Annotated in this window: 24 protein-coding genes; 14 read left to right on the top strand and 10 right to left on the bottom strand. The window is 43.7% G+C overall.

Features of this window, described 5'->3' with window-relative positions; translation table 11 throughout:
- Nucleotides 1–76: 76 nt before the first annotated feature.
- From NIES1031_RS05735 to NIES1031_RS05750, 4 genes are all read left to right on the top strand, one after another.
- On the top strand, nucleotides 77–769 hold the full coding sequence (locus NIES1031_RS05735) for a rhomboid family intramembrane serine protease (protein WP_073548533.1): 693 nt from the start codon (nucleotides 77–79) through the stop codon (nucleotides 767–769).
- A 105-nt stretch (nucleotides 770–874) separates the two neighbouring features.
- Nucleotides 875–3,061, top strand: coding sequence for a hypothetical protein (locus tag NIES1031_RS05740; protein ID WP_073548534.1), 2,187 nt, complete (start codon nucleotides 875–877; stop codon nucleotides 3,059–3,061).
- A gap of 114 nt (nucleotides 3,062–3,175) precedes the next feature.
- Nucleotides 3,176–4,156, top strand: coding sequence for a Rab family GTPase (locus NIES1031_RS05745; protein WP_073548535.1), 981 nt, complete (start codon nucleotides 3,176–3,178; stop codon nucleotides 4,154–4,156).
- A 229-nt stretch (nucleotides 4,157–4,385) separates the two neighbouring features.
- On the top strand, nucleotides 4,386–5,207 hold the full coding sequence (locus NIES1031_RS05750) for a hypothetical protein (RefSeq protein WP_073548536.1): 822 nt from the start codon (nucleotides 4,386–4,388) through the stop codon (nucleotides 5,205–5,207).
- 236 nt (nucleotides 5,208–5,443) lie between these two features.
- Here NIES1031_RS05750 and NIES1031_RS05755 read toward each other — a convergent pair whose 3' ends face one another.
- The 4 genes from NIES1031_RS05755 to NIES1031_RS05770 are packed head-to-tail and all read right to left on the bottom strand — an operon-like array spanning nucleotide 5,444 to nucleotide 9,633.
- Entirely contained in the window at nucleotides 5,444–6,619 is a 1,176-nt protein-coding gene (locus NIES1031_RS05755) for an MFS transporter (protein WP_073548537.1), read from the bottom strand.
- A 50-nt stretch (nucleotides 6,620–6,669) separates the two neighbouring features.
- Nucleotides 6,670–7,227 carry an orotate phosphoribosyltransferase gene (locus NIES1031_RS05760; protein WP_073548538.1) on the bottom strand — a complete coding sequence of 186 codons (558 nt, stop codon included), beginning with the start codon at nucleotides 7,225–7,227 and terminating at the stop codon, nucleotides 6,670–6,672.
- A 46-nt stretch (nucleotides 7,228–7,273) separates the two neighbouring features.
- Complete coding sequence (locus NIES1031_RS05765) at nucleotides 7,274–8,536, bottom strand: amidohydrolase family protein (RefSeq protein ID WP_073548539.1); 1,263 nt, start codon at nucleotides 8,534–8,536, stop codon at nucleotides 7,274–7,276.
- Entirely contained in the window at nucleotides 8,524–9,633 is a 1,110-nt protein-coding gene (locus NIES1031_RS05770) for an ABC transporter substrate-binding protein (RefSeq protein ID WP_073548540.1), read from the bottom strand. Before NIES1031_RS05770 ends, NIES1031_RS05765 begins: the two co-directional genes overlap by 13 nt.
- Before the next feature lie 185 nt (nucleotides 9,634–9,818).
- Here NIES1031_RS05770 and NIES1031_RS05775 point away from each other — a divergent pair, with 185 nt between their 5' ends.
- From NIES1031_RS05775 to NIES1031_RS05795, 6 genes are all read left to right on the top strand, one after another.
- Nucleotides 9,819–10,493: a GntR family transcriptional regulator gene (locus NIES1031_RS05775; RefSeq protein WP_073548541.1), complete on the top strand. Its 675-nt coding sequence runs from the start codon at nucleotides 9,819–9,821 to the stop codon at nucleotides 10,491–10,493.
- Between the two features lie 7 nt (nucleotides 10,494–10,500).
- Complete coding sequence (locus tag NIES1031_RS05780; protein ID WP_073548542.1) at nucleotides 10,501–11,649, top strand: ring-opening amidohydrolase; 1,149 nt, start codon at nucleotides 10,501–10,503, stop codon at nucleotides 11,647–11,649.
- Nucleotides 11,650–11,678: 29 nt separating this feature from the next.
- A complete protein-coding gene (locus NIES1031_RS05785) occupies nucleotides 11,679–12,092 on the top strand; it encodes a GlcG/HbpS family heme-binding protein (protein WP_073548543.1) in 414 nt (137 codons plus the stop codon).
- A 5-nt stretch (nucleotides 12,093–12,097) separates the two neighbouring features.
- A complete protein-coding gene (gene atzD / locus NIES1031_RS05790) occupies nucleotides 12,098–13,135 on the top strand; it encodes a cyanuric acid amidohydrolase (protein ID WP_073548544.1) in 1,038 nt (345 codons plus the stop codon).
- A 202-nt stretch (nucleotides 13,136–13,337) separates the two neighbouring features.
- Nucleotides 13,338–13,484: a hypothetical protein gene (locus NIES1031_RS24190; RefSeq protein ID WP_178378054.1), complete on the top strand. Its 147-nt coding sequence runs from the start codon at nucleotides 13,338–13,340 to the stop codon at nucleotides 13,482–13,484.
- Nucleotides 13,474–13,608 (top strand): DUF3303 domain-containing protein, encoded by a 135-nt coding sequence (locus NIES1031_RS05795; protein ID WP_236738735.1) that lies wholly within the window; start codon nucleotides 13,474–13,476, stop codon nucleotides 13,606–13,608. Before NIES1031_RS24190 ends, NIES1031_RS05795 begins: the two co-directional genes overlap by 11 nt.
- Nucleotides 13,609–13,625: 17 nt before the next feature.
- On the opposite strand, the gene NIES1031_RS05800 is transcribed toward NIES1031_RS05795, so the two are convergent.
- Entirely contained in the window at nucleotides 13,626–14,609 is a 984-nt protein-coding gene (locus NIES1031_RS05800) for an acetamidase/formamidase family protein (protein WP_073548545.1), read from the bottom strand.
- 269 nt (nucleotides 14,610–14,878) lie between these two features.
- Here NIES1031_RS05800 and NIES1031_RS05805 point away from each other — a divergent pair, with 269 nt between their 5' ends.
- Complete coding sequence (locus NIES1031_RS05805) at nucleotides 14,879–16,672, top strand: iron uptake porin (RefSeq protein WP_073548546.1); 1,794 nt, start codon at nucleotides 14,879–14,881, stop codon at nucleotides 16,670–16,672.
- A 36-nt stretch (nucleotides 16,673–16,708) separates the two neighbouring features.
- On the opposite strand, the gene NIES1031_RS05810 is transcribed toward NIES1031_RS05805, so the two are convergent.
- The gene (locus tag NIES1031_RS05810; protein ID WP_073548547.1) at nucleotides 16,709–18,706 is read right to left on the bottom strand and encodes an amylo-alpha-1,6-glucosidase; all 1,998 of its coding nucleotides are present in this window, start codon (nucleotides 18,704–18,706) and stop codon (nucleotides 16,709–16,711) included.
- 134 nt (nucleotides 18,707–18,840) lie between these two features.
- Between NIES1031_RS05810 and NIES1031_RS05815 the strand changes: the two genes are divergently transcribed.
- Both NIES1031_RS05815 and NIES1031_RS05820 read left to right on the top strand, forming a co-directional pair.
- Nucleotides 18,841–19,452 (top strand): peroxiredoxin, encoded by a 612-nt coding sequence (locus tag NIES1031_RS05815; protein ID WP_015189047.1) that lies wholly within the window; start codon nucleotides 18,841–18,843, stop codon nucleotides 19,450–19,452.
- Between the two features lie 175 nt (nucleotides 19,453–19,627).
- Nucleotides 19,628–20,191 (top strand): peroxiredoxin family protein, encoded by a 564-nt coding sequence (locus NIES1031_RS05820; RefSeq protein ID WP_073548548.1) that lies wholly within the window; start codon nucleotides 19,628–19,630, stop codon nucleotides 20,189–20,191.
- A 114-nt stretch (nucleotides 20,192–20,305) separates the two neighbouring features.
- Here the strand turns inward: NIES1031_RS05820 and NIES1031_RS05825 are convergent, their stop codons facing one another.
- The 3 genes from NIES1031_RS05825 to NIES1031_RS05835 form a co-directional block, all read right to left on the bottom strand.
- On the bottom strand, nucleotides 20,306–21,331 hold the full coding sequence (locus NIES1031_RS05825) for a DnaJ C-terminal domain-containing protein (RefSeq protein WP_073548549.1): 1,026 nt from the start codon (nucleotides 21,329–21,331) through the stop codon (nucleotides 20,306–20,308).
- Between the two features lie 451 nt (nucleotides 21,332–21,782).
- A complete protein-coding gene (locus NIES1031_RS05830; protein WP_073548550.1) occupies nucleotides 21,783–22,304 on the bottom strand; it encodes an AAA family ATPase in 522 nt (173 codons plus the stop codon).
- Nucleotides 22,305–22,356: 52 nt separating this feature from the next.
- Nucleotides 22,357–23,646 (bottom strand): glucose-1-phosphate adenylyltransferase, encoded by a 1,290-nt coding sequence (locus tag NIES1031_RS05835; protein ID WP_073548674.1) that lies wholly within the window; start codon nucleotides 23,644–23,646, stop codon nucleotides 22,357–22,359.
- 229 nt (nucleotides 23,647–23,875) lie between these two features.
- Here NIES1031_RS05835 and NIES1031_RS05840 point away from each other — a divergent pair, with 229 nt between their 5' ends.
- Entirely contained in the window at nucleotides 23,876–25,339 is a 1,464-nt protein-coding gene (locus tag NIES1031_RS05840) for a glycoside hydrolase family 13 protein (protein WP_073548551.1), read from the top strand.
- 64 nt (nucleotides 25,340–25,403) lie between these two features.
- Here the strand turns inward: NIES1031_RS05840 and NIES1031_RS05845 are convergent, their stop codons facing one another.
- Nucleotides 25,404–25,715: a hypothetical protein gene (locus NIES1031_RS05845; RefSeq protein ID WP_073548552.1), complete on the bottom strand. Its 312-nt coding sequence runs from the start codon at nucleotides 25,713–25,715 to the stop codon at nucleotides 25,404–25,406.
- Nucleotides 25,716–25,926 lie beyond the last annotated feature (211 nt).

Below are 25,926 nucleotides of genomic sequence, written 5' to 3' on the forward strand. Positions count from 1 at the left end.
TATTATGAATAACTAGTGGTGGTAAAGCGGCAGACGATACATTAGCATTTGTATTTGACGAATAGGAAGCAAATCTGTGGTACCACTGCGAGATAATAACCCAACATCGATCACTCCCTACGTAACGTATGCGCTAGTTGGCGCAAATATATTTATTTTTTTATATCAAATTACGCTGTCACCGCAAGAATTACAAGCGTTTTTCAATCGGGCAGCAGTCGTGCCATGTCAACTATCAGCAACCTGTCCGGTTCCTGTTAATCAAGGAATTCCCGAATGGTTGACTTTGGTGACATCACAATTTTTACACGGAGGTCTCCTGCATTTAGGAGGCAATATGTTATTTTTGTGGGTTTTTGGTAACAACATTGAAGACCGCTTAGGTCATATCAAATTTCTTATTTTCTACCTCAGTTGTGGTGTTTTAGCAGCATTAACGCAGTGGTATTTTTCGCAAAATTCTACGACTCCGATGCTAGGGGCGAGTGGGGCGATCGCCGGAGTCATGGGCGCGTATATTCTCCGCTATCCTAAAGCTCAAGTATTAACTTTAATTCCTATCGGGTTTTTCATCACGACATTCCGCATTCCTGCGTATTTCTTTTTAGGATTTTGGTTTGTCCAACAAGCATTTTACGGTTTAGCTAGCTTACCTGCACGCACTAACATAGGAATGGAAGGCGGCGGTGTTGCCTACTGGGCGCACGCTGGTGGTTTCGTATTCGGCGCAATTTTAGGTCCGATGTTGGGTTTAATGCGGCGCGATTAACGCAATAAGTATGCCAGCCAGCCAGTAGGGGTAAGGCAAGCCTTACCCCTCTAACCCCATTCATAACAGAAATTATTCGCAATTGCATTCAGACAACACGAACAAATGAACGCCAATCGCACAAAGGAAATTGCCAGCATTGTCGAAAAACGCCGTCCTTTAGCCAATAAAATCGCGACAACAGCAGCAAATTTAGAAACGCTTTCGCAAACACTACAAAATCTCGAAGCGCATCGCCAACACATTCTCGCGCAAGTAGATGATGTCAATAGCTGGGGACGTTTGCAAGAAATTGATTTAGCATCGATACAGAATAACATTGCCGTAGAATTACAAACACTGGCACAACTTCAGCAGCGTTTCGCACGGAATACATTAAATATTGGCGTAGTAGGACGCGCCCGCCAAGGAAAAAGTCGATTACTGCAAAGTTTAACCGGACTTACCGCCGCCGAAATTCCTGATGGCGATCGCCAGCATTGTACAGGTGTACGCAGTACAATTCATCACAATCTGAGCCTGGATATTTACGGTGAAGTATGGTTTCATTCAGAGCGATCGTTTTTGGATGAAGTGATCGCGCCTTATTACGAACAACTACGCTTAGGCGCTAAACCAATTACACTTACCGAGTTTACGAGTAAACCACTACCACCCTTACCGCGCGAACTTCCTGGATATGCTGAACCAGGCGCGATGTACGAACATTTAGGGAGATATCACGCCAATATTGACAAGTACCGTCACTTATTGCGATCGCCTTCGCCGCGTAGAATCTCTAGAGAAGAAATTCGCGAATACGTTGCACAAGATACCATTGATGGTCAGCGCCTATTTTTCAATTATCTTGCCGTTCGTGAAGTAAAAATCGTCTGTAACTTCCCGCACGCGGATGTGGGACAAATTGCCTTAGTTGATATGCCAGGATTAGGCGATACAGGCGTTGGTGATGCGGAAAGACTCGTCAAAACGCTGGGAAACGATGTCGATGTGGTGTTGTTTGTGCGAATGCCCAAATCCTCCGGCGACTACTGGGCGGATGTCGATGTCCGGTTGTATGATACGGCACGCGCAGCGTTAGTTGACTTGCCACTCGAATTGTGGTCATTTATGGTGCTAAATCGCACCGCCGCTGACTCGAAAAACGGCGATAACTTCAACAACTGCAAAGACTTAGCCGACACGCTAGCTGAAAAACACATTAAGGTAGTTGATTGTGTTATTGCTAATTGTGCCGATTCTGCGGCTGCAAACCAAGTTTTAGATCAAATTCTTGACTACCTGGCAGCGCATATTACAACTTTAGATGAGAAGTATGCAACATCTTGCCAAGAGCGAGTCATGCGGCTTCAAAACACAGTAAATATTGAGTTAGAAAAAGCAAATAAAGCTTTAGCACTAGCGGTAGGTGAGAATTGGTTTCCTTTGTTTGTTGAGTTGTTTGAGCAATTGTGGGATGAATTAACAAGTGGTTTAGAAGCACTGCTACGACATCTGAAAGCGCAACGCAACGAACAAAACAGTGATTTTAAACAACAAGTCGCCACAGCAATTGCGGCGTGTCGTCAGGATACCGGAATTCCGAGTATCGAGCAAATTGAAAAACGACGAGATCGCACAGGTGGTTATCCGAATGCTTACTACCAGTATTTGCACGAAATTCGCGCACATCTATCGCAGCATTTTTTAGCTTTGGATGTTGGTTTACAGCGATCGCTAACGCGGGTAAAGTCACAAGTTGCTGATGTGTTAATTCATCAAGCGCGGTTAGGTGGTATAACTTCTGCAACAGGTGTGGAATTTCTACAAGAAATTGCGCAGCAGCTACCTGATACTTTACCTACATTGAAACTGGGATTTGAAATCTTGGCAGAGTTTGAGATTTCTTATCGCGGATTGATTCAACATCGAATTCGCAAGCGCTTAGATGGGTTAACTCCTGATGAAACAACGTTACAACTTTCTAAATCGCCTGCGGCTAAAGAAATTTTATCTAACTTAAAAACTCTTCATGCAGAAGCGGTGTATGGCTGCGAGACGGCGTTAGAAGACTTACTCAGCGAACCAAGTTTAGCAGCGTTTGCGATTGTGGAAGAGTTTGTTGATCGCATTCTTCGCGCAGAAGGGGCAAAATCAGAATGGCGGATTTTTTTGGAAGAAGCAAGGGCGGAAGTTTGGCAAGCGGAATTTATGGCTTTAGGCGATCGCACGCGACTGCGACGGGAATGGTTTGATGCGATCGCGCACGCTACGGCGGCGAATCGATCGAAGGCGATGCAGTTTTTGGGGTAAAGTGGAGGCGATTGAGACGAACCACAGAGGCGCAGAGGGCACGGAGGAAAGAGATAAGGAGAGTTTTTTTGTTTGAGTCTGAGTATCGTGGGTATAGGGGAAAGATGAGGGTTGATGCACGAAATTAAAATTACGATGTTGGGTCCTAGTGGGGTGGGTAAAACGACTTTACTGACTGCAATTTATGAGCAATTTGAAAGTAATATTGGTAAAACGAATTTACAGCTTACTCCTGATGAAGAAAGTTCGGCAATTCTGCAAGAAAGGTTAGTGGAACTGAAGACTTTACTTGACGATTTTGAAGCAACTGGGGGAATTCAAGGAACCGAAGGCGAACCGGAAGAGTTGCGATCGTTTATCTTTGGTTTAGGGCAAAAAGGTCAAAAACCTTCTTTACAATTACATTTTCAAGATTATCCTGGTGGCTATCATGCGGCAAAAGCTACGCCAGAAAAAAAGCAATTTGTCAAGAGTTTACTGACTGATTGTGTCGCGGTTCTCATTGCAATTGATGCACCTGCGTTGATGGAACAAAATGGTAAATGGCATGAATTTATTAATCGCCCGCAGCAAATGACAGATTTATTCAAAACGGCGTATCAAGATTTAGATTCACCAAGATTAGTCATATTTGCGCCAGTAAAATGTGAAAAATATCTCCAAAGCAAAACCTCTGCTAAAGAACTTTTGCAACGCGTCAAAGAAGGATATAGCAAACTTATTGACTTATTTAACTCAGCCAATCTACTTCCTAAAGTTGCTGCGGTGGTGACTCCGGTACAAACAGTCGGTAGCGTCGTTTTTTCCAGAATTGATACGAACAATAGTACACCACATTTTCGCTTCCGTAAAATTAGCCATGATGCCGTTTATAATCCGCAAAATAGTGAACAACCATTAAGATACTTATTGCGGTTTATCTTAAAGTTGCATATCGATACGCGATCGCGTAATTGGGGACTATTCAGTTTCCTCCGCGACTGGCTAGGAAGAGATTATCACCTGAAGCAAGCTGTGAGTCAATTCGCCAGTGAATGTAAAACAAACAACGGCTTCGCCCTACTTCAAGGAGAAGAACTGTTAAAAATTAGTTAAAACCTCTAAAATCTCTCTCTATCTCTTTCCTTCGCGACCTCTGAGCCTCTATAGTTTGTTTTACAAAATCCTATTTACATAAGTAAGTGGGTAAAAATAAACATAACTTAAGGGCAGGTATTTGGTAACTGGTCATTGGTCATTGGAAAGAGTCTCTATTACCCATTACCTGACAAATGTTACGTGTGATATTTAATTATGTCCACCTACTCATTAGATATTATGAACTATGAATATCTACATTCAAAGTCGCGGTGTTGCTCCAGACGATGATTATTGCTGGCAACCCGAAGTCCCGAATATTCTCAAAAGAAATCGCATCAATGACTTAATTCAAAGCGAATCACCGTCAGTAATTCTAGCGCGTTTTAATAGCACTCTCCTCCTACTCATCACTAGCTTAGAATCAAGCGAAAGAAAAGATTTTCAAGGACGCATAATCCGAAATTCTGTTGCTTGGGTAGGAGAAGATACAGAAGTAAATGAAAAAAAGTTACGCGCGCTCGCATCGTGTGCTTTACGCGATGAACTGCGAGAAAATTTAAGAGTAGAAATTGACAATGCTGTTACTTTTAGTAGTAACAATGGTTTTCAAGTCAACTTCGATGCACTAAATGATTTAGCAATTGAAGAAGTTATTAGCGTACACAACTTTCCCGCCAATTTAGATAAAAAACTTGGCAAAAATTCAAAACAGCAACGCGACGAACTCGCCTACGAACTCGAACAACACAATTTACCAAAAGAAAATGCGCCCTTACTTGTTGTCACCGGTATTAAATCTGAATCAACTTTAATTGCAGCCGGAGTGTGGCGGGGATTATCTAATCTTGTGCAAACAGGAGGATGGAAAGATCCTTATAAAAAAAGTTCCACGGCCGAAAAAACAATTACGAGCAGTAACTCGAAAAATCAGAAAAACAATAACTTAGTTTTACTTATTTTATTACTCGCAGGCATCGTGCTCGCTATCCTACTTATACTTCTAATTGCCGAAACCAACCTCCAGCTACAACCGGAAATGAAACTTACCCCTCAATCAAAAATGTAATCAATAGCATCAATCACAAACGCCCTCCCGCTAAAGTCGGGGCTAGCCAAACAAAGTGTACAAAGTTACACTTCAGGGTTCGTTTAGCTGCGAATTTATTCATCAAGCATTCATTCAGGAGGTATAGCAGTCTTGTTGGAATAGTTAGGACATTGAAGGTACGAATAACCATTACCCCGACTCATTTTCAAGCCTAACCTCTGACCTCTGCTATATAATGTTGACTTTGCGTCTAGTTAGGTTTGTTCACTCTTTATAGGCGTATATCTAACCAACCAACGGTGTAACCCCAGCACGACAACCGCAAGCGGTACCATCAATACAGGAATAATTTCTAACCCAGCCCAGTCCGCAATCCAACCAATAAGTGTTGGAATCGTCGCCGCACCCAAACTGGCGACGCTAGTAATAAACCCAATAGCCGCTGGCACCATACTAGAAGAAACTCGCTGCGGCATCAACCAAATCGTTGCAGGAAAAATTGGCGCGAGTGCAAAACCAATCACAGGTAAACTGAATAACTGATTTGGTAACAACCACCAAGCAATTAAACCGATTGTCAACAACGCGATCGCTAAATCCATTGTGCGAATTGCACCCCAACGCGCGACAAAACGCCCCATAATCAAGCGTCCAATTGTTAACCCTAACCAATACGCAGTAACGCTGTAACCCGCAACGACTTCGGGTGTTCCGCGACTTAAACTTTGAACACTATAAGCCCAGTTACCTAAAGAGGCTTCTGTACCAACATAAACAAGTAATAAGATCCCTGCGACTAAGACGGCGGGTGTTCTCAATGCTAGTTTAAGACTTGCTCTTGCATCGGTATCCTGCGCAATAACGCGCTTAGCCATCGGCTGATAGTTAGAGACAACCGCCCACAACATCCCAATCACAGTAACTCCGACAATTGCAGTGATGTGCAAATAGATGCGTCGCCAGTTCATTCCGAAAGCGAGAAGTGTTGTCGCTAACGCAGGACCAAGTAATGCACCAACACCATAGAATGCGTGTAACAAGCCCATGATATTTGCGTTACGCTGATTGGCAATGTAGGTGTTGAGTCCAGCATCAATGAATCCAATTCCTAATCCTAAAAACGTTCCCGCCGCAACCATAATATGCCAACGTGGAGCGATCGCATAAATGACTAACGCACTCGTTAGCGTCACTGACGCCATCAACAACATCCGCGCTAATCCGATGCGGCTAGCTAGCAAACTACTAGAAAATGCCGCAACCATGTAACCGCTGACTTGACTGAGAAATAAAAATGTTACCGTCGCTGGAGTAAGATTATAAGCAGTCAAGATTGAGGGTAATAAGACTCCGAGTCCTCCCTCTGCAATTCCAATTGCAATAAAAGCGTAAAAGGCAAGCGCAATTCCGATCCACCCTGGAGGACGCATAAAATTTTAAATTCAACTTGTAACCCTGACAGGATAACAGGATACACAACTCAGGTAGTGAGCGGTATTTGCTGCTGACACAAAGTGCAATTTTCTGGGGACATTGCATCCATACCTTGAAGTGAAATTAAGACTTCGGTACGACAAGATAAATCAATATTAAATAGTCCTTTAGTTGCAACGAGTCCAACACCTACAGGTTCAGCACTCGCTTGACGCGCGATCGCGAGCAATTGTTTTGCAGTACCTCCGGTGGTCGTGATGTCATCGACGACTAAAACTCGTGCCCCAACAGGAAAAGCAAAACCTTCAATTAACTTATAAGTACCTGATTTTTCGCAGGCGATCGCAACTTCTACTCCTAAATGCTTCGCGACTTCAAAAGCTAAAATACTTCCAGCTTCGTTTGCACCTAAAACATAATCAATGTTCTCATTCGCAAAACGGTGAGCGATTTCTGCAAAAATAATCTCAGCAGCTTGGGGGTAGCGTAACAGTTTGATGCAACGAAAAAATCGAGACGCATGAAGTCCACTCGCCAACTGAAAATGTCCGGTTTGCAGTGCTTCTGTCTTTTCAATAAGTTGGGCGATCGCTTGTTCTGACATTGGTAAAAGGTGAGAAAAACAAGACGCTTAGCGACTTCAGTCGCAGCTAAAAAACCCTGTCCACCTCCGTGGACTTCATCACATCAGGGTTGTGTAAATTTGGTGATTGATCGTGCATTTTACCTGCAACGAGTTGACCAGATTTGAAGACAGCTAATCGTGTTGCTTGATGGAGAATTGCTTCAGAAATTGAGTAAGCATCGAAAACAACTAGATCTGCTGCATGACCAAGTTTAATTCCATAGGGCAACCGTAACATTTTAGCGGCGTTATCTGAAATTGTTTGCCATAGTCGTTCCAAGTCTCGATTTGCCATATATCCTGTCAGCTGGGCCAGCAACAATAAAGCTTTAAGTAAATCTGCATCGCCATAACGCACAAACGGATCGCGCAAGTTATCTGTTCCACAAACAACATTGACTCCTGCTTCGAGAAGTTCAGCAACTCGCGTTAACTTAATCCGCGTTGGTAGCACGGTGACTGAAATTTCAGCGTTTTTCACTAGTTCAATCGCAGCTTGGGCTTGACTGTTGGAAACATACGCCAGCGAAGCAATATGTGAAACTGCAACTCGCCCTTGATAGTTATGTTCAATCGTTTTCTGCGCGACATACGGTAGTGTAAATGCTTCCACGCCATCCCAGTTATCGAGATGTAAATCGAGATCGCAGTCGTAGCGCAGTGCAAAATCAAATAACGCATCAACTTGCGCTTCGGGACTCGATGACCATAAACCCTGATTGACATTACCGCCAATCACTTTAATACCACGTTGCAGCGCTTGTTCGACATATGACCCTGCACCCGACTCTAGTGTATTGGGAACTGCAAACCATCCTTCTTGCGGAAAAGCAACCAATTGAATATCAATTTGATGCGCCAGCGATCGCTGTACGTTCAACAATCCTTCTACCGCCCGCAACTCGACAAATCTATCCGCTTCCACATTTGTGCGAATTGCGGTTGTTCCTGCTGCGAGACTCCACTGCAAAGCTTGCGTGGCGCGCTGTTCGACATCTGTAACTGTAAAGCGTGACTTTAACTGTCGTACAGCTTGAATCGCTGTCGCTAGTCCGTTTTGAGCAAAAACATCTCCTACAGACTCGGCGGTCAAAGCTTTGTCAAGGTGCGTGTGTGCATCAACTAAACCTGGAGTTAGAAGTTTGCCATCAAGATGCCAAACTTTTTGAGCATCAAGGCGATTGCCTTCCACAACTGCAACAATCTTACCTTCTGCCACGCCAACGCACCATCGCCCCTCACGATCTGGCAAAGTCGCATTAGTAAACGCGTTATCTAGATCTGCCACGCATGTATCCTTACAATTGCTCTTTGTTCTTGAGGTGGTAAAAAGCTGTCATTAAATACTTCTTCTGCTGTCGGAACTTGAGCCAAACCAAAGCCTTCTGCAACTTGTTCTAGCGTTTTTTGCAATCGTGCTTGATCGACACCACCCACACCATTTTGCTCTACTTCTGGACTAACATACAGCGAATCTAAAGCAATTTGCAGTCGTTCGCGTTCTTGTGTTTGATCCATCAATCCATCTTCGCTGAGATTCATCACCGCAGCTAAACCTTCATCAGGATTTCTAATCGTATCTTGTAAGCCGCGCAGATACGCACTGACAAATGCCCTCACTAATTCTGGATTTTGCTGCGCAAAAGATTCGCGCACAATCAATGCATTACCGTAAAGATCCAAACCATGATCCGCATAAAGAAAAGTATTGAGGCGATCAGGACCATAACCTAGCTTATTTAAAGGTGGTAAACTTGAAATGTTGAAACAAGAAATTGCATCAAATTCTCCTTGAACCAAAAGTGCTTCGCGTAGTCTTGGCTCAACATTATTCCAAGTGACAGAATCGGGATTAACTCCTGTTGCTTGAGCAAAAACAGGCCAAAGCCGCCTTGCCGCATCACCCGCAGGGGCTGCTAATCGCTTGCCTTCAAGTTGTTGGGGAGAGGAAATTCCAGCATTATCAAGAGCGACGATTGCAAACGGCGAACGGTTATACTTTATTGCTACAGCAACCAATTTATCGTTTGGGTTCTTTTGGTTGAACTCCATCATAGAGTACATATCACCTTCTCCGATGTCATAGACACCGCTGGCAATCTTGTTAATTGAGTCTGCCGATCCATAACCCCGATCAAATCTGACTGCAATTCCCTCTTCAGCAAAGTATCCCTTCTCTATTGCCATTGCTAATGGTGCGTCAACTGCTTGCAATAACCAAGATAAGGTAAAGCGCACCTCGCGTAACTCGCGATTTGGATTATTGACTGCTGTTTGTGCTGTTGTCGGAGGCTGAGACGTTGTTTGATTAGCGCAGCTACCAAGATATACTGCTGATCCGGCAACTAATGCAAGTGCAATAAATTTTGTCCCAAGCTTCGGCATGATTGTCTTGCTCATAACTATTTTATCTTTGCAACGATTTGAAACGAAGCTACATAAAGATGTCAATGAATTTATCGTTCACAACCGTGACTAGAAATAATCGATCATATATGATATATAAAACCTGGATGTTCACAATTTAACTGTAAGCATCGCTACAAAAACTGCGTACAAAGGAGCGAACCTTGATCGCAAAGCTACACTTTCCAACCATCACAGGAATTCCACGCACGACGCAAGCGAGTGTTACAGATTATTTACGAAAAGCAATTCTTTCGGGAGAGTTACCTGCGGGTACTCGTCTTGTGCAAGCAGAATTATCGCAAGTACTTAATGTGAGTGTTACTCCGATCCGCGAAGCACTCCGCGAACTGAGTACGCAAGGTTTAGTTGACTTAGATGCCTTTCGCGGTGCTGTAGTGCACGCGCCAACGCTGGCAGAATTAGAAGAAATCTTTGAGATTCGTAGGGCGTTGCTACCATTAAGTATTCAAAGAGGAGTACATGCGATTACCGTGCAAGAGATCGAGCAAGCTGAACTCTTGTTAGCACAAATGGAAGTAGAAGGCGATCGCCCGCGATGGGTAGAACTAAATCGCCAATTTCACGATTTGCTGTATCAAGCAGACCGCAGTTTGCATTTAAAAACTTTACTACAACGTCTATCAGATATTGCAGCGATTTATATCAATTTATCTTTTGCCGAAAGACCATTACAAAAAGAATCAGCCGAGAAAGAACACCGCGAACTTTTAGAAGCATATCGTAGTAAAGATGCGGCGCGGGCGATAAATATATCTCTCAATCACATCAATTCAACGTTAGAAGCCGCACGAAAAGTTTTACAAAGTCACCAATAAGTACATTATGAACACTTCGACTTCGCAACAGTGGATTGATGTTGGCGTCTTTCGCTTACCAATGTCTGCACCAGAAGATGTGAGTGGCTTACAACATCTTTTAGAAACACAGCAAATTCAAGCCGCAGATATTGTAGCGATTATTGCCCAAACCGAAGGTACAGGATACGCACGCGGTTATGCATCTTTGTGTCTGCAACTATTGCTGTCGCAGTATCTGCAAATTTCTGTGGAAGATGTTTTCCACCGCATTCCGATGATGATGATTGGGTTATGTGGTGGCTTGATGAGTCCGCATTATACGATATTTACACGCAAAGCAGTTGCTGCACCTTCCGCACCTCCTCAAGAAAAACGATTAGCTGTAGGAATAGCAGATACTCGCGTGTTGCTACCTGAAGAATACGGCACCATGACGCAAGTCGAGTTAGTAGCCGAAGCCGTAGAAGCCGCGATCGCCCAAGCCGGAATAAGTTCGTTAAACGACGTTCATTGCGTTGAAATCAAGTGTCCCGCGATGACTTTAGCGCGGCTACAAGATGCTGAAAAGCGTAGGGTGAAGGTTGTGAATACTAATCTCAATCAAGCAAGTTCAATGGCAAAGGGTGCGTGTGCGTTGGGTATTGGTTTGGCTTTAAAAGAAATACCTCAAGAAAAACTAGACGATCGCGCGATTAACTCAAATCACGCACTCTACACAAATCGTGGTTCGGTTTCTGCTGGCGGAGAACAATCGGCGTGTCGCGTTTTAGTGATGGGTAACTCAGAGTTTTCCGCAAGTCGCTATCGCGTCGGAAGTGGAGTAATGCAGGATCAGTTGGATACAACTGGGGTATATGCAGCATTGAAATCCGCAGGGTTAAATTGTCAGATTCCGCTAACAACAGATCAACAAAACAAGATTACGCAAGTCTTTGTGAACTGTGGTGCAGATGCAGTAACTGCGGTGGGCAATCGCCGTCATACAATGCACAGTGATTTTCTAGCAGGCTATACCGGAATTATGGCAAAAGCGGTAGCAAATGCGATCGTTGCTTCGGTAGTTGGCGATACGATGATTCTGGCGTCGGCGGGGAACGAACATCAAGGTGCGCGAGGTAGTAATTTGGTGGCAGCGATCGTTGATGCAGGAACAATGCAGTGCCTTGCCCATTAAATTAATACAGTTGACAAGGAAGTAAAAATATGTATTTGCGTCAAACACGCGAGTTAACTCATCAAGGGGCGATGGTGGTATTGCAAGGGGCGATCGCCAAAGCTGAAGAAATGGGCGTACCGCAGTGTATTGCGATTGTGGATACTGGGGGAAATTTATTGGCGTTTGTGCGGATGGATGGCGCGAAGATTTTGAGTCAAATTTCGGCAACGCAAAAAGCCGTGACGGCAGTTTCTTCGCGAGTACCGACAGGGGGAGTTGCACAAGATGTCGAAATCAAACTGGCATTGGCAACGGCGGGACAGTTAACGAATCTAAAAGGTGGAGTTCCCATTACAATCAATGAGCAAATCGTTGGGGCAATCGGTGTGGGTTCGGGGACTGGACAACAAGATGTCGAAGTCGCTTTAGCTGGTATCGCTGCGTTACAGGCGCTCATGTAATAGTTATGAAAGTAGAAGTTTACAAAATTCCGCAAAATAGTCCTGATGACTTATCGCAACTTGATGCTTTGATTCATAGCGGTAAGATCGATCCGAATAAAATTGTGGCAATTCTTGGTAAAACCGAGGGTAACGGTTGCGTTAATGATTTTACACGCGGGTTTGCAATCCAAACGCTGAAAACTTATCTACGCGACAAAGTGAATCTTGAAGTTGCACAACGCATTGTTTATATGATGTCGGGTGGTACTGAGGGAGTTTTGAGTCCGCACCTGAATATTTTTACACGAGACGAGCAAGAAGGAGTGCAACGCTGGGGGCTAGCAATTGGAATTAGGCGGACACGGGACTTTTTACCAACCGAGATTGGTACGCTTGCAATGGTCGAGGAAGTGGCAGCAGGAGTAGAAGCGGCGATCACAGATGCAAAATTAAATAAATCAGATGTTCATTTTGTGCAAATTAAATGCCCGTTGATCGTTTCCACGCAACAGGTTAAAGCAAGTAACAGCTATCAATCGATGGCATATTCGCGCGGGGCGTCTGCCTTAGGCGTGGCTGTGGCGATGGGGGAGATTGATCTTGAGCAAATAACAGCAACGGATATTTGTGCAAACTATGCTTTGTATTCTAGAGTTGCTTCGACTTCAGCAGGAGTGGAGTTGCGTAACTGTGAAATTATCGTATTGGGTAACTCTCACCAATCAACAAGCAGCTTTGTCATTGGACACAGTGTCATGCAACACGCGTTGGATCGCGAGGCAATTTGTCAAGCAGTAAGTAGTACAAACCAACCGATAGAACGTATTGTCAATATATTTGCTAAAGCTGAGGCTGATCCTTCGGGATTTATTTTAGGACGCCGACACACGATGTTAGACGATTCAGATATCAACCATACCCGCATGGCAAGGGCAGTTGTTGGGACGATTGCGGCTTCTGTGGTGCAAGACCCTATGGTATATGTTTCCGGTGGAAGCGAACATCAAGGTCCTCCTGGTGGTGGTCCTGTCGCGGCGATCGCATTTTGTGGACACGATTAGTAAAGTGTACTGCCAGTAGTAAACAGTTGCAATTGTGGCAGAAACAGTAACACAGGTAGTGTTTCAATACTCAATGGTTTACCCTGTTCTGTGTTTATTTGCTTGATATACAGGCGTACAACTAACAGTACGCTTTTCCTGTTTTTCAATTAATTTCACCAAGTAACCTGTTTTCCGGCGCTTTTGGTATCCTATTGTGCCAATGGTGCATTTATCTGCTGACAAGCTACAAGCGTTTGAGTTACTCGGACAAAAGATTGTATTGTGGCTAGATGTACAAAAAACTAGGCGCGATCGCGGACTGTTGATAAACAAAATCAAGGTGACGAATGCTGTATATGGTGATTGAATACTTCAATTGCTTTCAAATCATGCGTACCGACGATTCCTCGTTGTTTGATATCTGGATTCAAGCTTGGAGCGATCTTGGTCATTTTGAGATTATCCCAGTGCGCACTTCAGCAGCCGCCTAGCATATCGCAGATCAGCTTTAGCAACGTGATAGTAATTTACAATTTGTGATCGCTTTCGGTAACATTGCCTTAGATAACATTCCATGAACGCCTTTTTGGGGCAAATTCACGACTTGCGTAATGTGAAAATTTACAGCTAAACTACACAACACATAAGCTTCTTGAGCACTTAATCCTACAAAGCGTTTGAGTAGTTCAATCATCTGCTGTAGTGCAGATTCAAATGCTGCATCTAAAGTTTGCCCAAAACCCATTGTAATAATGTCGGTAGGTGTTTCAGCGATAGGAGTCGTCAATTTGAGATCTGTACGCAGTGTTATCTTAATTCTGCCATTCATTGATGTTTCAATCGCAGTTAAATCAACTTCGCCATCACCTTGCGCCGAGTGTCCATCACCAATGGAAAACAACGCACCAGGAACAAATATCGGTAAAAATATCCGCGATCCTGCTTGCAGTTCTTTGTTGTCAATATTTCCGCCATAATTGCCTGGTGGAACTGAAGAACGATTTTCTGCGGTCGCAACACCAAGAATACCAAAGAAAGGCTTGAGTGGAATTTTTATCCCACTTCCTAACGGAAACTCTGCGATTTTTTCTTTTAAATCGAGTGGAATAAATTGTACCTTTTGTTCTGAGAAATATTTCGGTAATGCTCCTTTATTTGGATAAATTGCATTAAAACCAACGGGTAATCGCGGAGAAATTGCCTCTAAATTAACTTCTAAAACATCTCCAGGTTGAGCATTTGTGATATAAATTGGTCCCGTGAGCAAGTGAGGTCCCGAATTAACTTTACGTTCTTGAGGAAGATGTTGACAAATCTCTATAAATTCAGGAGTAAGAAATGCTGGTGGTGCTTTGTCGTAAACATAGAAGCCTGTGTATGTTTCGACATCAATGCTGTCACCTGAATGAATCGTTAAAACGGGTTTCAATTGATGGGAAAAACCGCCTAAGTGTACCGTGTCACGATTAGCTTTAAGAATATGATGCGCCATGCGATCGCACTATGGACGATAGTCACAATGTCGAGTTTATTTCAGTAGCTTACTGCATTTATGCCATAAATTTAACAAATACATCTTTAAGAATCATGCTCGCATTGCACAACTGAGCTTTATTAAAAAATACGAAAATTACATATCTTGAATCATGTCAACAGCCGTTAACAAAACTCTACAGTAATGTTATCTAAATTACATATAGCTTGAGGAAACTCAGATAAGATTTGGGCTACTTAAGTCTTTTTATACAGGTGTGAGAAATAATGACGAACGTTGCAACTATCTGTAAAGGTAGTTTAATTGCTGCGGCAACTTTTTGGTGCTTATTAGTTGAGACTACATTTTTATCATCATCAAAAGTCTGGGGATCGCCGACACAAGCGATCGCGACTAAAACTTATCAAAATACAACAGATACAACTTCTATAACCGAAGTCACGAACTTCGTCACGACAAACAACGATTCAATGGCACAAGTAACATCAGTCTCGCAGTTATCCGACGTGCAACCTACTGATTGGGCGTTTCAAGCATTACAATCGCTTGTCGAACGTTATGGTTGTATTGTGGGTTATCCTGATAGCACCTATCGCGGTAACCGCGCTTTAACTCGTTATGAATTTGCTGCGGGTTTGAATGCGTGTTTAGATCGCGTTAATGAACTAATTGCAGCAGCAACCGCGAATCAAGTGACTCGGGAAGATGTCGAAGCGCTACAAAGACTAGAAACAGAATTCGCAGCAGAACTTGCAACTTTACGTGGACGAGTAGATACCTTAGAAGCCCAAGTCGCCGAACTCGCAGCAAATCAATTTTCAACAACAACGAAACTGACAGGGAATGTCTTTGTCAATCTTACTGGGGCATTTGCAGATGGAACGATTCTAGCCGAAGGCGAAACCGCATTTAGAACGCAGCCGAGAACTGCAACACCTTTATTACGCCAAATTGATGAAGATCCCCATATTACTCTCAGTAATTTAGTTTGGTTGAATTTCAATACATCTTTTACAAGTAGAGATTCATTAGTTGTACAGCTAGGAGCAGGTAATGGTAACTCTCCTGCCAATCAATTTGTCTCGGCAGGCTTGTATAATACCTGGGGAGTTCCTTTTACCGACCAAACAACCGCACCAGGGGGAACCGAAGGTGCAAATGATGTAGTGGTGCGTGAACTGTTTTACAGCTTTCCTGTGACAGATAATTTGCAAGCAATCGTAGGTTCGCGGATTAACTGGTATCGCTATTTTGATACAAACCGCTTTACGTTCTTTTTAACAGGTGCAGGTAGTTTTAACTCTAGTGGAAGTACGCTGTTAAATACAATTGACCGCGGTTCGGGTTTAGCGCTTCTGTGGCAAATTAACGATCAATTTAGGCTTAATGTTGCTTATTTGGGTGAAAATTCCGAATTTCTTCCTAGTGGTGTATTTAATTCCTCTAGCAATCCGAGCCAAGGTCTATTTAACCCTACGAATACAATTACCGCTGAGCTAACTTTTTCACCGAGCGATCGCTTTAACTTAAGATTACTCTATAACCGCTCGAATACTAGAGCAATTGGTGGACAAATCGGCGGTGCGATCGGCGAACCGATTTATGGATTTGCCGATGATGGTTTTGATGGTCCTGTTGATAATGCCACAGCGGATGTTGTTAGTGTCAACTTCGACTGGCTCATTGCGGATGGTTTTGGTATCTTTGGACGCTATGGCTACGGTAGTACCAATTTATTTCCTTTAACTCCAGGTTTACCGGATGGAGAAGTCAACGCCCAGTCACTACAACTCGGAGTTGCGTTTCCTGACTTAATTAAAGAAGGCGCGCTGTTAACACTATCTTATCTGCTTCCCTTCTCAATTCTTGACGGACGTAATTTTCTCGCCTCTGGTGGTGGAGATGGTGGAGTACAGTACGAATTTGAAGCAACATATTTCTACCCACTAACAAATAACATTGCGCTTGTTCCCGCATTTTATGTTATAGGCAATCCCAATAATTTCAGCAATAACCCGACAGTCTATGTCGGTAACTTACGCGCCCAGTTTAGCTTTTAGAGGTAATCAGCAAAAATTTAATACTCTAGTAAACTTCTAACCCTGACCTCTGCTATAGTGTCGAATGACTTCTGCAACTGACCAAGCTTGCGCGATCGCACCTCTGGGAGTATGCGGCGCGTCACCGTCAAAAATTTCAGAAATTGAACCAATACAAGCTTGTGCGTGAAAGTGTTCGAGTAAAGGTTGCCAATCGAAAGGAACAGGTTCTTCCAAGTTGTAACGTTGCCAAGCACGGATAAAGGAACCAATCAGCCAACTCCAGACTGTACCTTGATGATAAGCGCGATCGCGGTGTTCCGCATCTCCGGTGCATTTACCAACATATTGTACGTCTTCTGGTGCTAGACTCCGCAATCCATAAGGCGTGAGTAGTTTTGCCCTAGCAACTTCTAAAATTTGCCGTCCTTGGTGTGCGGGAAACGCAGAATGATGAAATGACAGTGCTAAAACCGCATTCGGACGAATTTGAGAATTGAGGCGATCGTCCGGTTCAATCGTGTCGTATAAATAGCCTTTTGTCGGATTCCAAAACTTCTGCATCGAGTCTTTGACTTGTGCGGCTTGTTGTTGATAGCGTCGTGATTGATTCAATAAACGGGCTTGTTCAAATCCATCCTCTTGACTTAAACGTTGTGCCCAACTACTCGCCCAACACAAAGCAGAGTACCATAAAGCATTAATTTCGACAGGCTTACCGCGACGCGGTGTGACAGGTTGTCCGCGAACAATCGCATCCATCCAAGTCAGCGCGACACCAGGTGCATCCCAACTCACAAGTCCATCCGCAGCATCGACTTGGATATTAAACTTTGTCCCCGCCATAAAAGCTTTATAAATTTGCTGTACGACGGCGTATTCCTCGACTAAAAAATCCCAATCTTGCGTAGCTTCGAGATACAACCCTAAAGTTTCAATCCATAGTAAAGCCGCATCAATACTGTTGTAAGACGGTTCAGCGCCAGTATTAGGAAACGTATTCGGAATCAAACCATGACGACAATAACGACCAAAAGTTTGTAACAGTCCTTTTGCTAAATCAAAGCGCTGCGTTGTCAACGCTAATCCTGGTAACGCAATTAATGTATCGCGTCCCCAATCGTTAAACCAGTGATAACCTGCAATGACTGTAGGTCCAGCAATCGAAGCGCGGTACACGACAAATTGGTCACTCGCACGGAGTAATTGCCGAAGTTGTGTAGAAGTTGAAGACTCAAAATTGAACGTTTGGGCAAGTCGTTGCTGTTCTTCTTGCACAGCCTCGGCAAAATCTGTGTTCTGCAATGTCGGTAAAGCACGACTCGGAAACCCTACCCGTGCTTCTATGGTAAGACAACTTTCAGGCTCTAGGTGAATTGTAAGATAACCAGGACTATACAAGTCTTCGTGATCGCTTAATCCTCGATTTGTTTCTTCGGGCAAACGATAATTCCAGTACCATACAGGATCGTGCTGATATTCACCGGCTGTCCAACGTAGCCGCCAAGGGGTTCCTATCCATCCAGGGCGTAATGCTTGCAAAAATACCTGTTGTTGCTCCAAAAGTTGCGAAAATTGTAGATTCGGATCGGCTTGCTGCTGATGATGAAAATCGCGATCGGCAATCATCAATCGCAAGCGTAAAATCCCTGGAACTTCTCCTTTGTAGCAATACTGAATTAGAACGCGATTTGTATTGCTATCTGAGGGTACAGTACCTACATGCGGCATAATCATCTGTCTCGTTAGCTGCCAATTATCTTGTTGCCATATCCACGTAGGAACAGGGTCAATCTCAAAGCGATGCAGCAACTCAAAGCCTTTTGGCTCGATAACGTTATTACCCCAATAATTTGTGCCTAAGGCAATAACTTTGCCAGCCACTTCTAAACTTGCTTCGATGTGCGACAGTAGTAACGTGCGCTGACTCGGTGGGTCCAATGCTGCAACTAACCAACCATGATACGTCCGCGTGCGAGCGTCAGTTACTGTACCACTCGCAAAACTTCCTAATCCATTTGTCAGCAGCCACTCGCGATCGTCTAAATTCTTCATTTGCTACTCAAAATCGTTATGAGTATGATATAGTTGTAACAGTTCGACATAATTAAAATTTGCGTGCATGAGTTAGTTTTATCAAACTCGCTCATAGTCACCTGAAAGTAGACGCATCAAGGAGAAATAGTTTAATGCCTCTAAGTTACGCAGCAGATGGATGCCTCAGAGTTGGTCAAACTGCTCCCGATTTTACAGCTACTGCTGTATACGATCAGGAGTTTAAGACAATCAAACTCTCTGACTATCGGGGCAAGTACGTAATCCTATTTTTCTATCCTCTAGACTTTACCTTTGTTTGCCCAACTGAGATTACCGCATTTAGCGATCGCTTTGACGACTTTAAGGCAATCAACACGGAAATTTTAGGCGTTTCTGTTGATAGTGAATTTTCGCACTTAGCCTGGATTCAAACAGATCGTAAATCTGGTGGCGTAGGCGACCTAAATTATCCGCTTGTTTCGGACATCAAGAAAGAAATTAGTGCTGCTTACAACGTTCTCGATCCAGAAGCAGGTGTTGCGCTGCGTGGTCTGTTCATCATCGATAAAGACGGTATTATCCAGCACTCAACCATTAATAACCTGTCCTTTGGTCGCAACGTAGACGAGACGCTACGCACACTCAAAGCAATTCAGTACGTACAAGATCACCCGGATGAGGTATGTCCTGCTGGTTGGCAGCCTGGTGATAAGACAATGACACCCGATCCTGTCAAGTCCAAAGTTTACTTTGCTTCAGTGTAAACAACAAATGCACTAACACCATAGAAGCTTCTAACCCAACACAGCTTAAAAAGAGTAACAATGTGTTGGGTTTTCATCAAAGCAAAAATGTTAATATTAAACAGTTTTCTCGAAAAAAATAGCTAAATTTAGCATAGTATTTCTCATTTTCTTGAAGCTGATAAAGAAAAAAATTATGCTAACTTCCACAAATTTTAGTGGTTTATTAAACGAACGCTTTTTTCGGAATTTGTTACCGATTCCCGCTGAAGATGCTATTAGTTTAGGCAAAACCACGCCAAACTTTGGGCTACCCGATATTACTAACGGTCGGCTAGTCAAGTTATCCGATTATCAAGGGAAACAGCCAGTTTTATTAGATTTTACGCGGATTTTTACCGAAAAGCAATATTGTCCTTTCTGCTATCCTCATATCATCGATTTGAACGAGAACTACGATCGCTTTACAAGTCGTGGGATAGCAGTTCTGATGATTACCAGTACTGATGAACGTCAAAGTCAAATCGTTATTAAAGATTTGGGATTAAAACTTCCCTTACTCAGCGATCCTAGTTGTAGTACATTCCGCAACTATAAAGTAGGACAAGCATTAGGCGCACCTTTACCCGCACAGTTTGTCCTAGACACACAAGGTAAACTGCAATACAGACATCTGTTTTCCTTTTTTTCACATAATGCCAGTATCGAAACGTTATTAGCGCAGTTTGAGAAACAGAATAAAAAGACGCCTGGCGAATAAATTTGCGGCTCAAACTCTAAGTCCACGTGGTGGACTAAAAAAAACAAATATTGTTGTAGAAACCTGTGCAAACAGGCTTTGTTTTTGTAGCTGCGGTTAAAACCGCATCAGCTATTAAAGTGTCACCTGCTGCAAGTGACTGCGGGGATTGAAAGTGCGGTTGTCGCGGATTTTTTCGTAGCACTCGCGTTCAGTTGGGGTAAGTTCTTTAGGTGGTGCGATCGCAATTTTCACAAGTTGATCGCTGCGCCCGCCTTTTGGTAATGTCCAACCTTTACCGCGTAATCGTAGGGTTTGACCCGAACGAATTCCCGCAGGTATATTCATTTTGACGCTTCCATCGGGTGTTGGAACTTCAATCACTGCACCGAGTACCGCCTCGTCAGGAGTAATTGGCACTTCACACACCAAATTATCTCCCTCAAACTGGAAGAATGAATGCGGTAAAAGTTCGACTTTCAGATAAAGATCGCCACGTTGCTGATTGTAAGGGCTGGTTTTTCCTTTGCCGCGTACGCGAATTTTGCTACCAGGTTTAGCGCCAGGCGGAATCCGGACTTCGATCGCTTCGTTACCTAAGCTAATTCGCTTTTGCACGCCATTGAAAGCTTCCGCAAAACTCAGCTTGATCGAGGCTTCAGTGTCTAAAGACGCACTAGAAGGCGCGGCAGTATCAAAATTAGAGAAATCGCCAAAGCCATCAAAGCCACTAAAACCACTTGAGCGCGGAGTCGTACGATAAGTATAAGTTTGGCTACGAGTAGTACCACTACGACTCGCCCCAGTCCGACCAAATCCACCTAAAAGGTCGTTGAGAAACTCATCAAAAGAGCCGTATTTACCAAAGTCAAATTCTTCAAATCCGACACTACTACCGCCACCCCCTGAAGACCATCCTTGTCCAGCTTGTTTCCAGTATTGCCCAAAAGAGTCGTATTTTCTCCGCTTTTCGGCGTCTGAGAGAACTTCGTAAGCTTCGTTGACTTCTTTAAATTTTGCCTCAGCTTGTTTATTCCCAGGGTTAACGTCTGGGTGATATTTTCGCGCTAGTCGGCGAAACGCTTGTTTAATTTCGTCATTTGTGGCAGTCTTACTGACTCCCAAAATACTGTAATAATCTTTGAAGTCGGTCGCAGCCATCCACTAGCCTCCTCAAGAGAAATTTACTTTATTATTTTATGTATGTTTTTTAAACAACTGACTGCAACAGTGATCGCAGCCCCGTACCACAAATAGAATACCCTTCTTGAATTAGAGCAATTTTGTTGAATTGATGTTGTATCTCAAGATTACATCAGCACGTTAAAACGCTGTGATTCCAACTAAAGTAAAACGACATAACCCCGTACCCTCAGCTTAGCTTCAGAGGGCGAAAAGTGCCAACAGAGTTACGTTCGGTTGTTTGTCAAAGCGGCTGCGTGATATCCGTACCAGGACTTACGCAACAGCTACCCCAAACAATCACTACTTCTTCATAAGCAGCCGTTTTTTTGGAGGGAGTTTGGGGGACGCAACCGTCCACCGATGGGGGAAATGGGGGGGAAAGCCCCCCAAGTCTTGGTTCTGAATTAAAACGCTAAGATTGCGTAAGTCATACGTACTTTAAATTTGCAGAGTAGTGAATCAAGCGATCTAAGCCTTCTCCTAGCGTTGGTGGTGCATCGCGTAGTTGACGATGCATTCGCAGCACGACTTCTTCTGGTACAATGCGCTCTCGTCTTTTATTACGTGCTAGGCACAACCAAACGGGAGTATCAACCCATAATCCTGTAATGTCATTAAAGCCAGTACGACGAGCGAGGGCAATGACTTCACGGCGATGGCGGCGTTGGGCATTCGTAGCATCGTAAATTGCTTCAGTTGCAATTCCTTGAGAAATTTGTAAGACAGCTTGCTGAAATTGAAGCTGTACCTGACGCCAAATTAATAACCAAGGTCCTTGGATACTTTCACTACCAAACAACTGTTGACGCAGTAGATCGGTAGAAATTAGCCGCCGACGGGGATCTTCCGCCAGCAGCACTCGCGCGAGTGTTGATTTACCACTACCTGGTAATCCAATAAGGAGAATTAAGGGGCAAGTCGTAACCGAGCTAGAATGTTGATGTTCCATCTCACCTCTCACCCCACTCTCCGAGAAGGGCAAAGCCCTACACCCCTCACCTTTAAATCACCATACCATCAGGAATGAGTGCGTTTTTGAGAACAACAGTAATACCACTGCGAATATAGAACCCTTGCTCTTCGCGTTCAGCCTCTTGGATGCGATCTTTGTTGATAATGTGGACATCACAGCCAATCCGCGCATTTTTATCGATGATTGCCCGTCGGATGGTCGTATTCGCACCAATTCCTAAAGGAATATTGCCATCATTACAGTCCGATTGTCTTTCGGCAAACGGTTGATAATAGTCTGCACCCATGATCAGCGAGTCTTCGATTGTGCAACCGGCTTCAATTCTGGCGCGGACACCTAAAATTGAATGGTGAATGCGACAATTTTTGAGAATGCAACCATCACCAACAATTGATTCGGTGACTTGACAATCTAACAGCTTGCTAGGAGGCAAGTAACGCGCGCGCGAGTAAATTGGTGCGTTTTCATCATAAAAGCTAAATGCTGGCTGTGGTTGCCGCGTTAACGCCAAATTAGCTTCATAAAACGCTTCAATTGTTCCGATATCTTCCCAATAACCGTCAAACAAGTAAGCTTGAACGTTGTAGTCTTGTGCAGAAGCTGGAATAATTTCTTTACCGAAATCTGTCCGCTCTTGAGATTCTTTTAATAGCTTGATGAGAACATCTTTTTTAAAGACGTAAATTCCCATTGACGCAATATATGGCTTTTGTCGCGCTTGATCTCCTGTTAACCCTAAAATACTGGTATCAACTTGCATCTGACGCAACGCTTCACCTTTTGGTTTTTCGCTAAAGTCAACGACGCGCCCTGAATCATTAATTTTCATCAGCCCAAAATCAGATGCGCGGCGCTCGTCCATTGGTACGACCGAAAGCGTAATATCAGCATTAGTGTCGCGGTGTCTTTGGACAAATAAGCGATAATCCATGCGGTAAAGATGATCGCCGGATAAAATCAGGTATTCATCAACATCCCACTCTTCCAATAGCCAAATATATTGGCGAACCGCGTCGGCGGTTCCTTGGAACCAGTTGGGGTTTTCTGGCGTTTGTTGGGCTGCTAGTACTTCGACAAAACCTTCGGTAAAACCCGAAAAGCTGTACGCGCGGGCGATATGACGATTGAGTGAAGCTGAATTGAATTGTGTCAGAACGTAAATTTTAAATATTTCTGAATTAATACAGTTACTTACAGGAATATCGATTAAGCGATACTTCCCTGCTAATGGTACTGCTGGTTTGGCGCGTAGCTTCGTCAGTGGATAAAGCCGCGTACCTGCACCGCCCCCCAAAATAATCGCTAGTACTCTTTTCACAAAAAATCCTCCCAACTGCCATTCGATTCCCAAGTACAGTGTAGGACTGTCCGGGACAACTAGTAAGGGGGAAATTCAGAAAATGGGTAACTGGTAACAGGTAATGGAAAAGCTTTTAGCATTTAGCCAAGTATCAATTACCAAAAAATTGATGTTTATTTCCATCTCTAGCTAGAACCGCCAAACTATTAATATCTGTACCTTGTCAATGAAGGACTAGGGAGTGTTTATGCTGATTCAAACCCCAGATTGGGTCAAGCACGCTGTTTTTTATCAAATTTTTCCTGACCGTTTTGCTCAAAGTCAGCTACCGCGCAAGCGATTATTAAAAAATGCCGCGTGGCAAGATTGGCATGAAATGCCGACACTCCAAGGCTACAAGGGCGGCGATTTATGGGGTGTCACCGAACAGCTAGACTACTTGCAGAATTTGGGTATTACCGCCATTTACTTCACCCCCATCTTTCAATCGGCAAGCAATCACCGCTATCACACGCACGATTATTATCAGGTCGATCCGTTGTTGGGAGGAAACAGTGCGTTTAAAGAATTACTAGATGCTTGTCACGATCGCAATATAAAAGTCGTGTTAGATGGCGTGTTTAACCATTCGAGTCGCGGCTTTTTCTTTTTTCACGATGTCCTAGAAAATGGTCAACATTCGCCTTGGGTCGATTGGTTTAAAATCTACGATTGGCCTTTGTATCCTTACGATGACAATTTTCCGGCTAATTATGGTTGTTGGGCTGGGATTCGGGCGCTACCAGAATTTAATCATGATAACCCAGAAGTGCGCGAATATATCATGGAAATTGCGGAATATTGGATTAAGTTTGGTATCGACGGTTGGCGATTGGATGTACCATTTGAAGTGAAAACGCCTGGTTTTTGGCAAGAGTTTCGCGATCGCGTCAAAGCAATTAACCCCGAAGCTTACATTGTCGGTGAAGTTTGGGGCGATTCGCGGCAGTGGCTTGATGGCACCCAGTTTGACGGCGTGATGAATTACTTGTTTGCAGGTCCTACGATTGCTTTTGCCGCAGGCGATCGCGTAGTTCCTAAACAAGTCCAGGGTCCTTCTTATGAGGCGTATCCGCCACTATCTGCACCTGAATATGCCAGGAAAATGCAGGAACTTCTGCAACTTTACCCTTGGGAAATTCAACTGACGCAGTTAAACTTACTGGCAAGTCACGACACGGCGCGGCTGATGTCTATTGCTGATGGTGATCGTCAAAGTGTCGAATTAGCAACGCTACTGCTTTTAACGTTTCCTGGTGCGCCTAGTATTTATTATGGTGATGAAGTTGGCTTAGCTGGTGGGTTAGACCCTGATTCGCGTCGTGGTTTTCCGCTAGAGGCGCACTGGGAACGCGATATTTTAGAATGCCATCGTCAACTGATTGCGTTGCGACATCGTTATCCTGCATTACGCACTGGGACGTATCGAGTTCTCTATGCTGATGCTGATATTTATGTTTTTGCGCGAATCTTAGACAAGGAAGAAATTATTGTTGCTGTTAATAGGGGTACAACATCGGTAGATGTGACTGTCTTTACAGATGATTTAAAGTCGCAACCGAGTAAGGTTTTGTATGGAGATGGTGTCGCGCAATGGCACAACGCAGGTGAGTCGATTCGGATCGAGTTGAGTTTAGCTGCGCGTTCTGGGTGTGTTGTTGGTGTAGGGTAGCGTCTAGTAGTAAAAAAAGGGCTTGGCACTGCCAAGCCCTTTCTATAGCAGGTGATGCTTGAGGTTAGGAGATGGAGTTTCCGGCTTGGGTGAGCATTTGACCGAGTTGCTGTACTTTTGTACCAGCTTCGCCACCAGCACTTGCAGCAGCTTCAGTCGTTTTGCTACCAACTTGCTTTAACGCTTGAGCAATACCAGAAGCATTACCACTTGCTAATTGGCTTTTTAGTTCACCTAAGGCGCTAGCAATTTCAGGGGCTGCGTCTTTTAATTGCTCTTGCCAGCTTTCAATATTAGCTAAAGCTGCTTCCGCAGGAATAGATGTTAAACCACCTTGTAAAGCTGAAATGGTGGTATCTAAGTCTGCTTGTGCCATGATGTTCACCTAAAAAATGTTTCCTTAACTCATTGTAAAGATATGTTGTATTTTGTAAAGAGCAATTAAGTTAAATTAAGTTTAAGTAAATATAATAAGTTCTAATTGCAAATAAGCAATGCGTTCGCTAAAGCCTTAATAGGAAATGCTAACAGCTATAAACTGAGCTAGAGACTTGCCCTATGCTTTAGAAAATTTACATAGAGAAATG

Origin of the sequence: Chroogloeocystis siderophila 5.2 s.c.1, assembly GCF_001904655.1 — a bacterium.
Classification (GTDB): domain Bacteria; phylum Cyanobacteriota; class Cyanobacteriia; order Cyanobacteriales; family Chroococcidiopsidaceae; genus Chroogloeocystis; species Chroogloeocystis siderophila.

Excerpts from the sequence above, each read along its gene's own strand:
- NIES1031_RS05740 (WP_073548534.1), top strand. The coding sequence starts at position 875 with ATGAACGCCAATCGCACAAAGGAAATTGCCAGCATTGTCGAAAAACGC.
- NIES1031_RS05745 (WP_073548535.1), top strand. The coding sequence starts at position 3,176 with ATGCACGAAATTAAAATTACGATGTTGGGTCCTAGTGGGGTGGGTAAA.
- NIES1031_RS05750 (WP_073548536.1), top strand. The coding sequence starts at position 4,386 with ATGAATATCTACATTCAAAGTCGCGGTGTTGCTCCAGACGATGATTAT.
- NIES1031_RS05755 (WP_073548537.1), bottom strand. The coding sequence starts at position 6,619 with ATGCGTCCTCCAGGGTGGATCGGAATTGCGCTTGCCTTTTACGCTTTT.
- NIES1031_RS05760 (WP_073548538.1), bottom strand. The coding sequence starts at position 7,227 with ATGTCAGAACAAGCGATCGCCCAACTTATTGAAAAGACAGAAGCACTG.
- NIES1031_RS05770 (WP_073548540.1), bottom strand. The coding sequence starts at position 9,633 with ATGCCGAAGCTTGGGACAAAATTTATTGCACTTGCATTAGTTGCCGGA.
- NIES1031_RS05780 (WP_073548542.1), top strand. The coding sequence starts at position 10,501 with ATGAACACTTCGACTTCGCAACAGTGGATTGATGTTGGCGTCTTTCGC.
- NIES1031_RS05785 (WP_073548543.1), top strand. The coding sequence starts at position 11,679 with ATGTATTTGCGTCAAACACGCGAGTTAACTCATCAAGGGGCGATGGTG.
- atzD (WP_073548544.1), top strand. The coding sequence starts at position 12,098 with ATGAAAGTAGAAGTTTACAAAATTCCGCAAAATAGTCCTGATGACTTA.
- NIES1031_RS24190 (WP_178378054.1), top strand. The coding sequence starts at position 13,338 with ATGGTGCATTTATCTGCTGACAAGCTACAAGCGTTTGAGTTACTCGGA.
- NIES1031_RS05795 (WP_236738735.1), top strand. The coding sequence starts at position 13,474 with ATGGTGATTGAATACTTCAATTGCTTTCAAATCATGCGTACCGACGAT.
- NIES1031_RS05800 (WP_073548545.1), bottom strand. The coding sequence starts at position 14,609 with ATGGCGCATCATATTCTTAAAGCTAATCGTGACACGGTACACTTAGGC.
- NIES1031_RS05805 (WP_073548546.1), top strand. The coding sequence starts at position 14,879 with ATGACGAACGTTGCAACTATCTGTAAAGGTAGTTTAATTGCTGCGGCA.
- NIES1031_RS05810 (WP_073548547.1), bottom strand. The coding sequence starts at position 18,706 with ATGAAGAATTTAGACGATCGCGAGTGGCTGCTGACAAATGGATTAGGA.
- NIES1031_RS05815 (WP_015189047.1), top strand. The coding sequence starts at position 18,841 with ATGCCTCTAAGTTACGCAGCAGATGGATGCCTCAGAGTTGGTCAAACT.
- NIES1031_RS05820 (WP_073548548.1), top strand. The coding sequence starts at position 19,628 with ATGCTAACTTCCACAAATTTTAGTGGTTTATTAAACGAACGCTTTTTT.
- NIES1031_RS05825 (WP_073548549.1), bottom strand. The coding sequence starts at position 21,331 with ATGGCTGCGACCGACTTCAAAGATTATTACAGTATTTTGGGAGTCAGT.
- NIES1031_RS05830 (WP_073548550.1), bottom strand. The coding sequence starts at position 22,304 with ATGGAACATCAACATTCTAGCTCGGTTACGACTTGCCCCTTAATTCTC.
- NIES1031_RS05840 (WP_073548551.1), top strand. The coding sequence starts at position 23,876 with ATGCTGATTCAAACCCCAGATTGGGTCAAGCACGCTGTTTTTTATCAA.
- NIES1031_RS05845 (WP_073548552.1), bottom strand. The coding sequence starts at position 25,715 with ATGGCACAAGCAGACTTAGATACCACCATTTCAGCTTTACAAGGTGGT.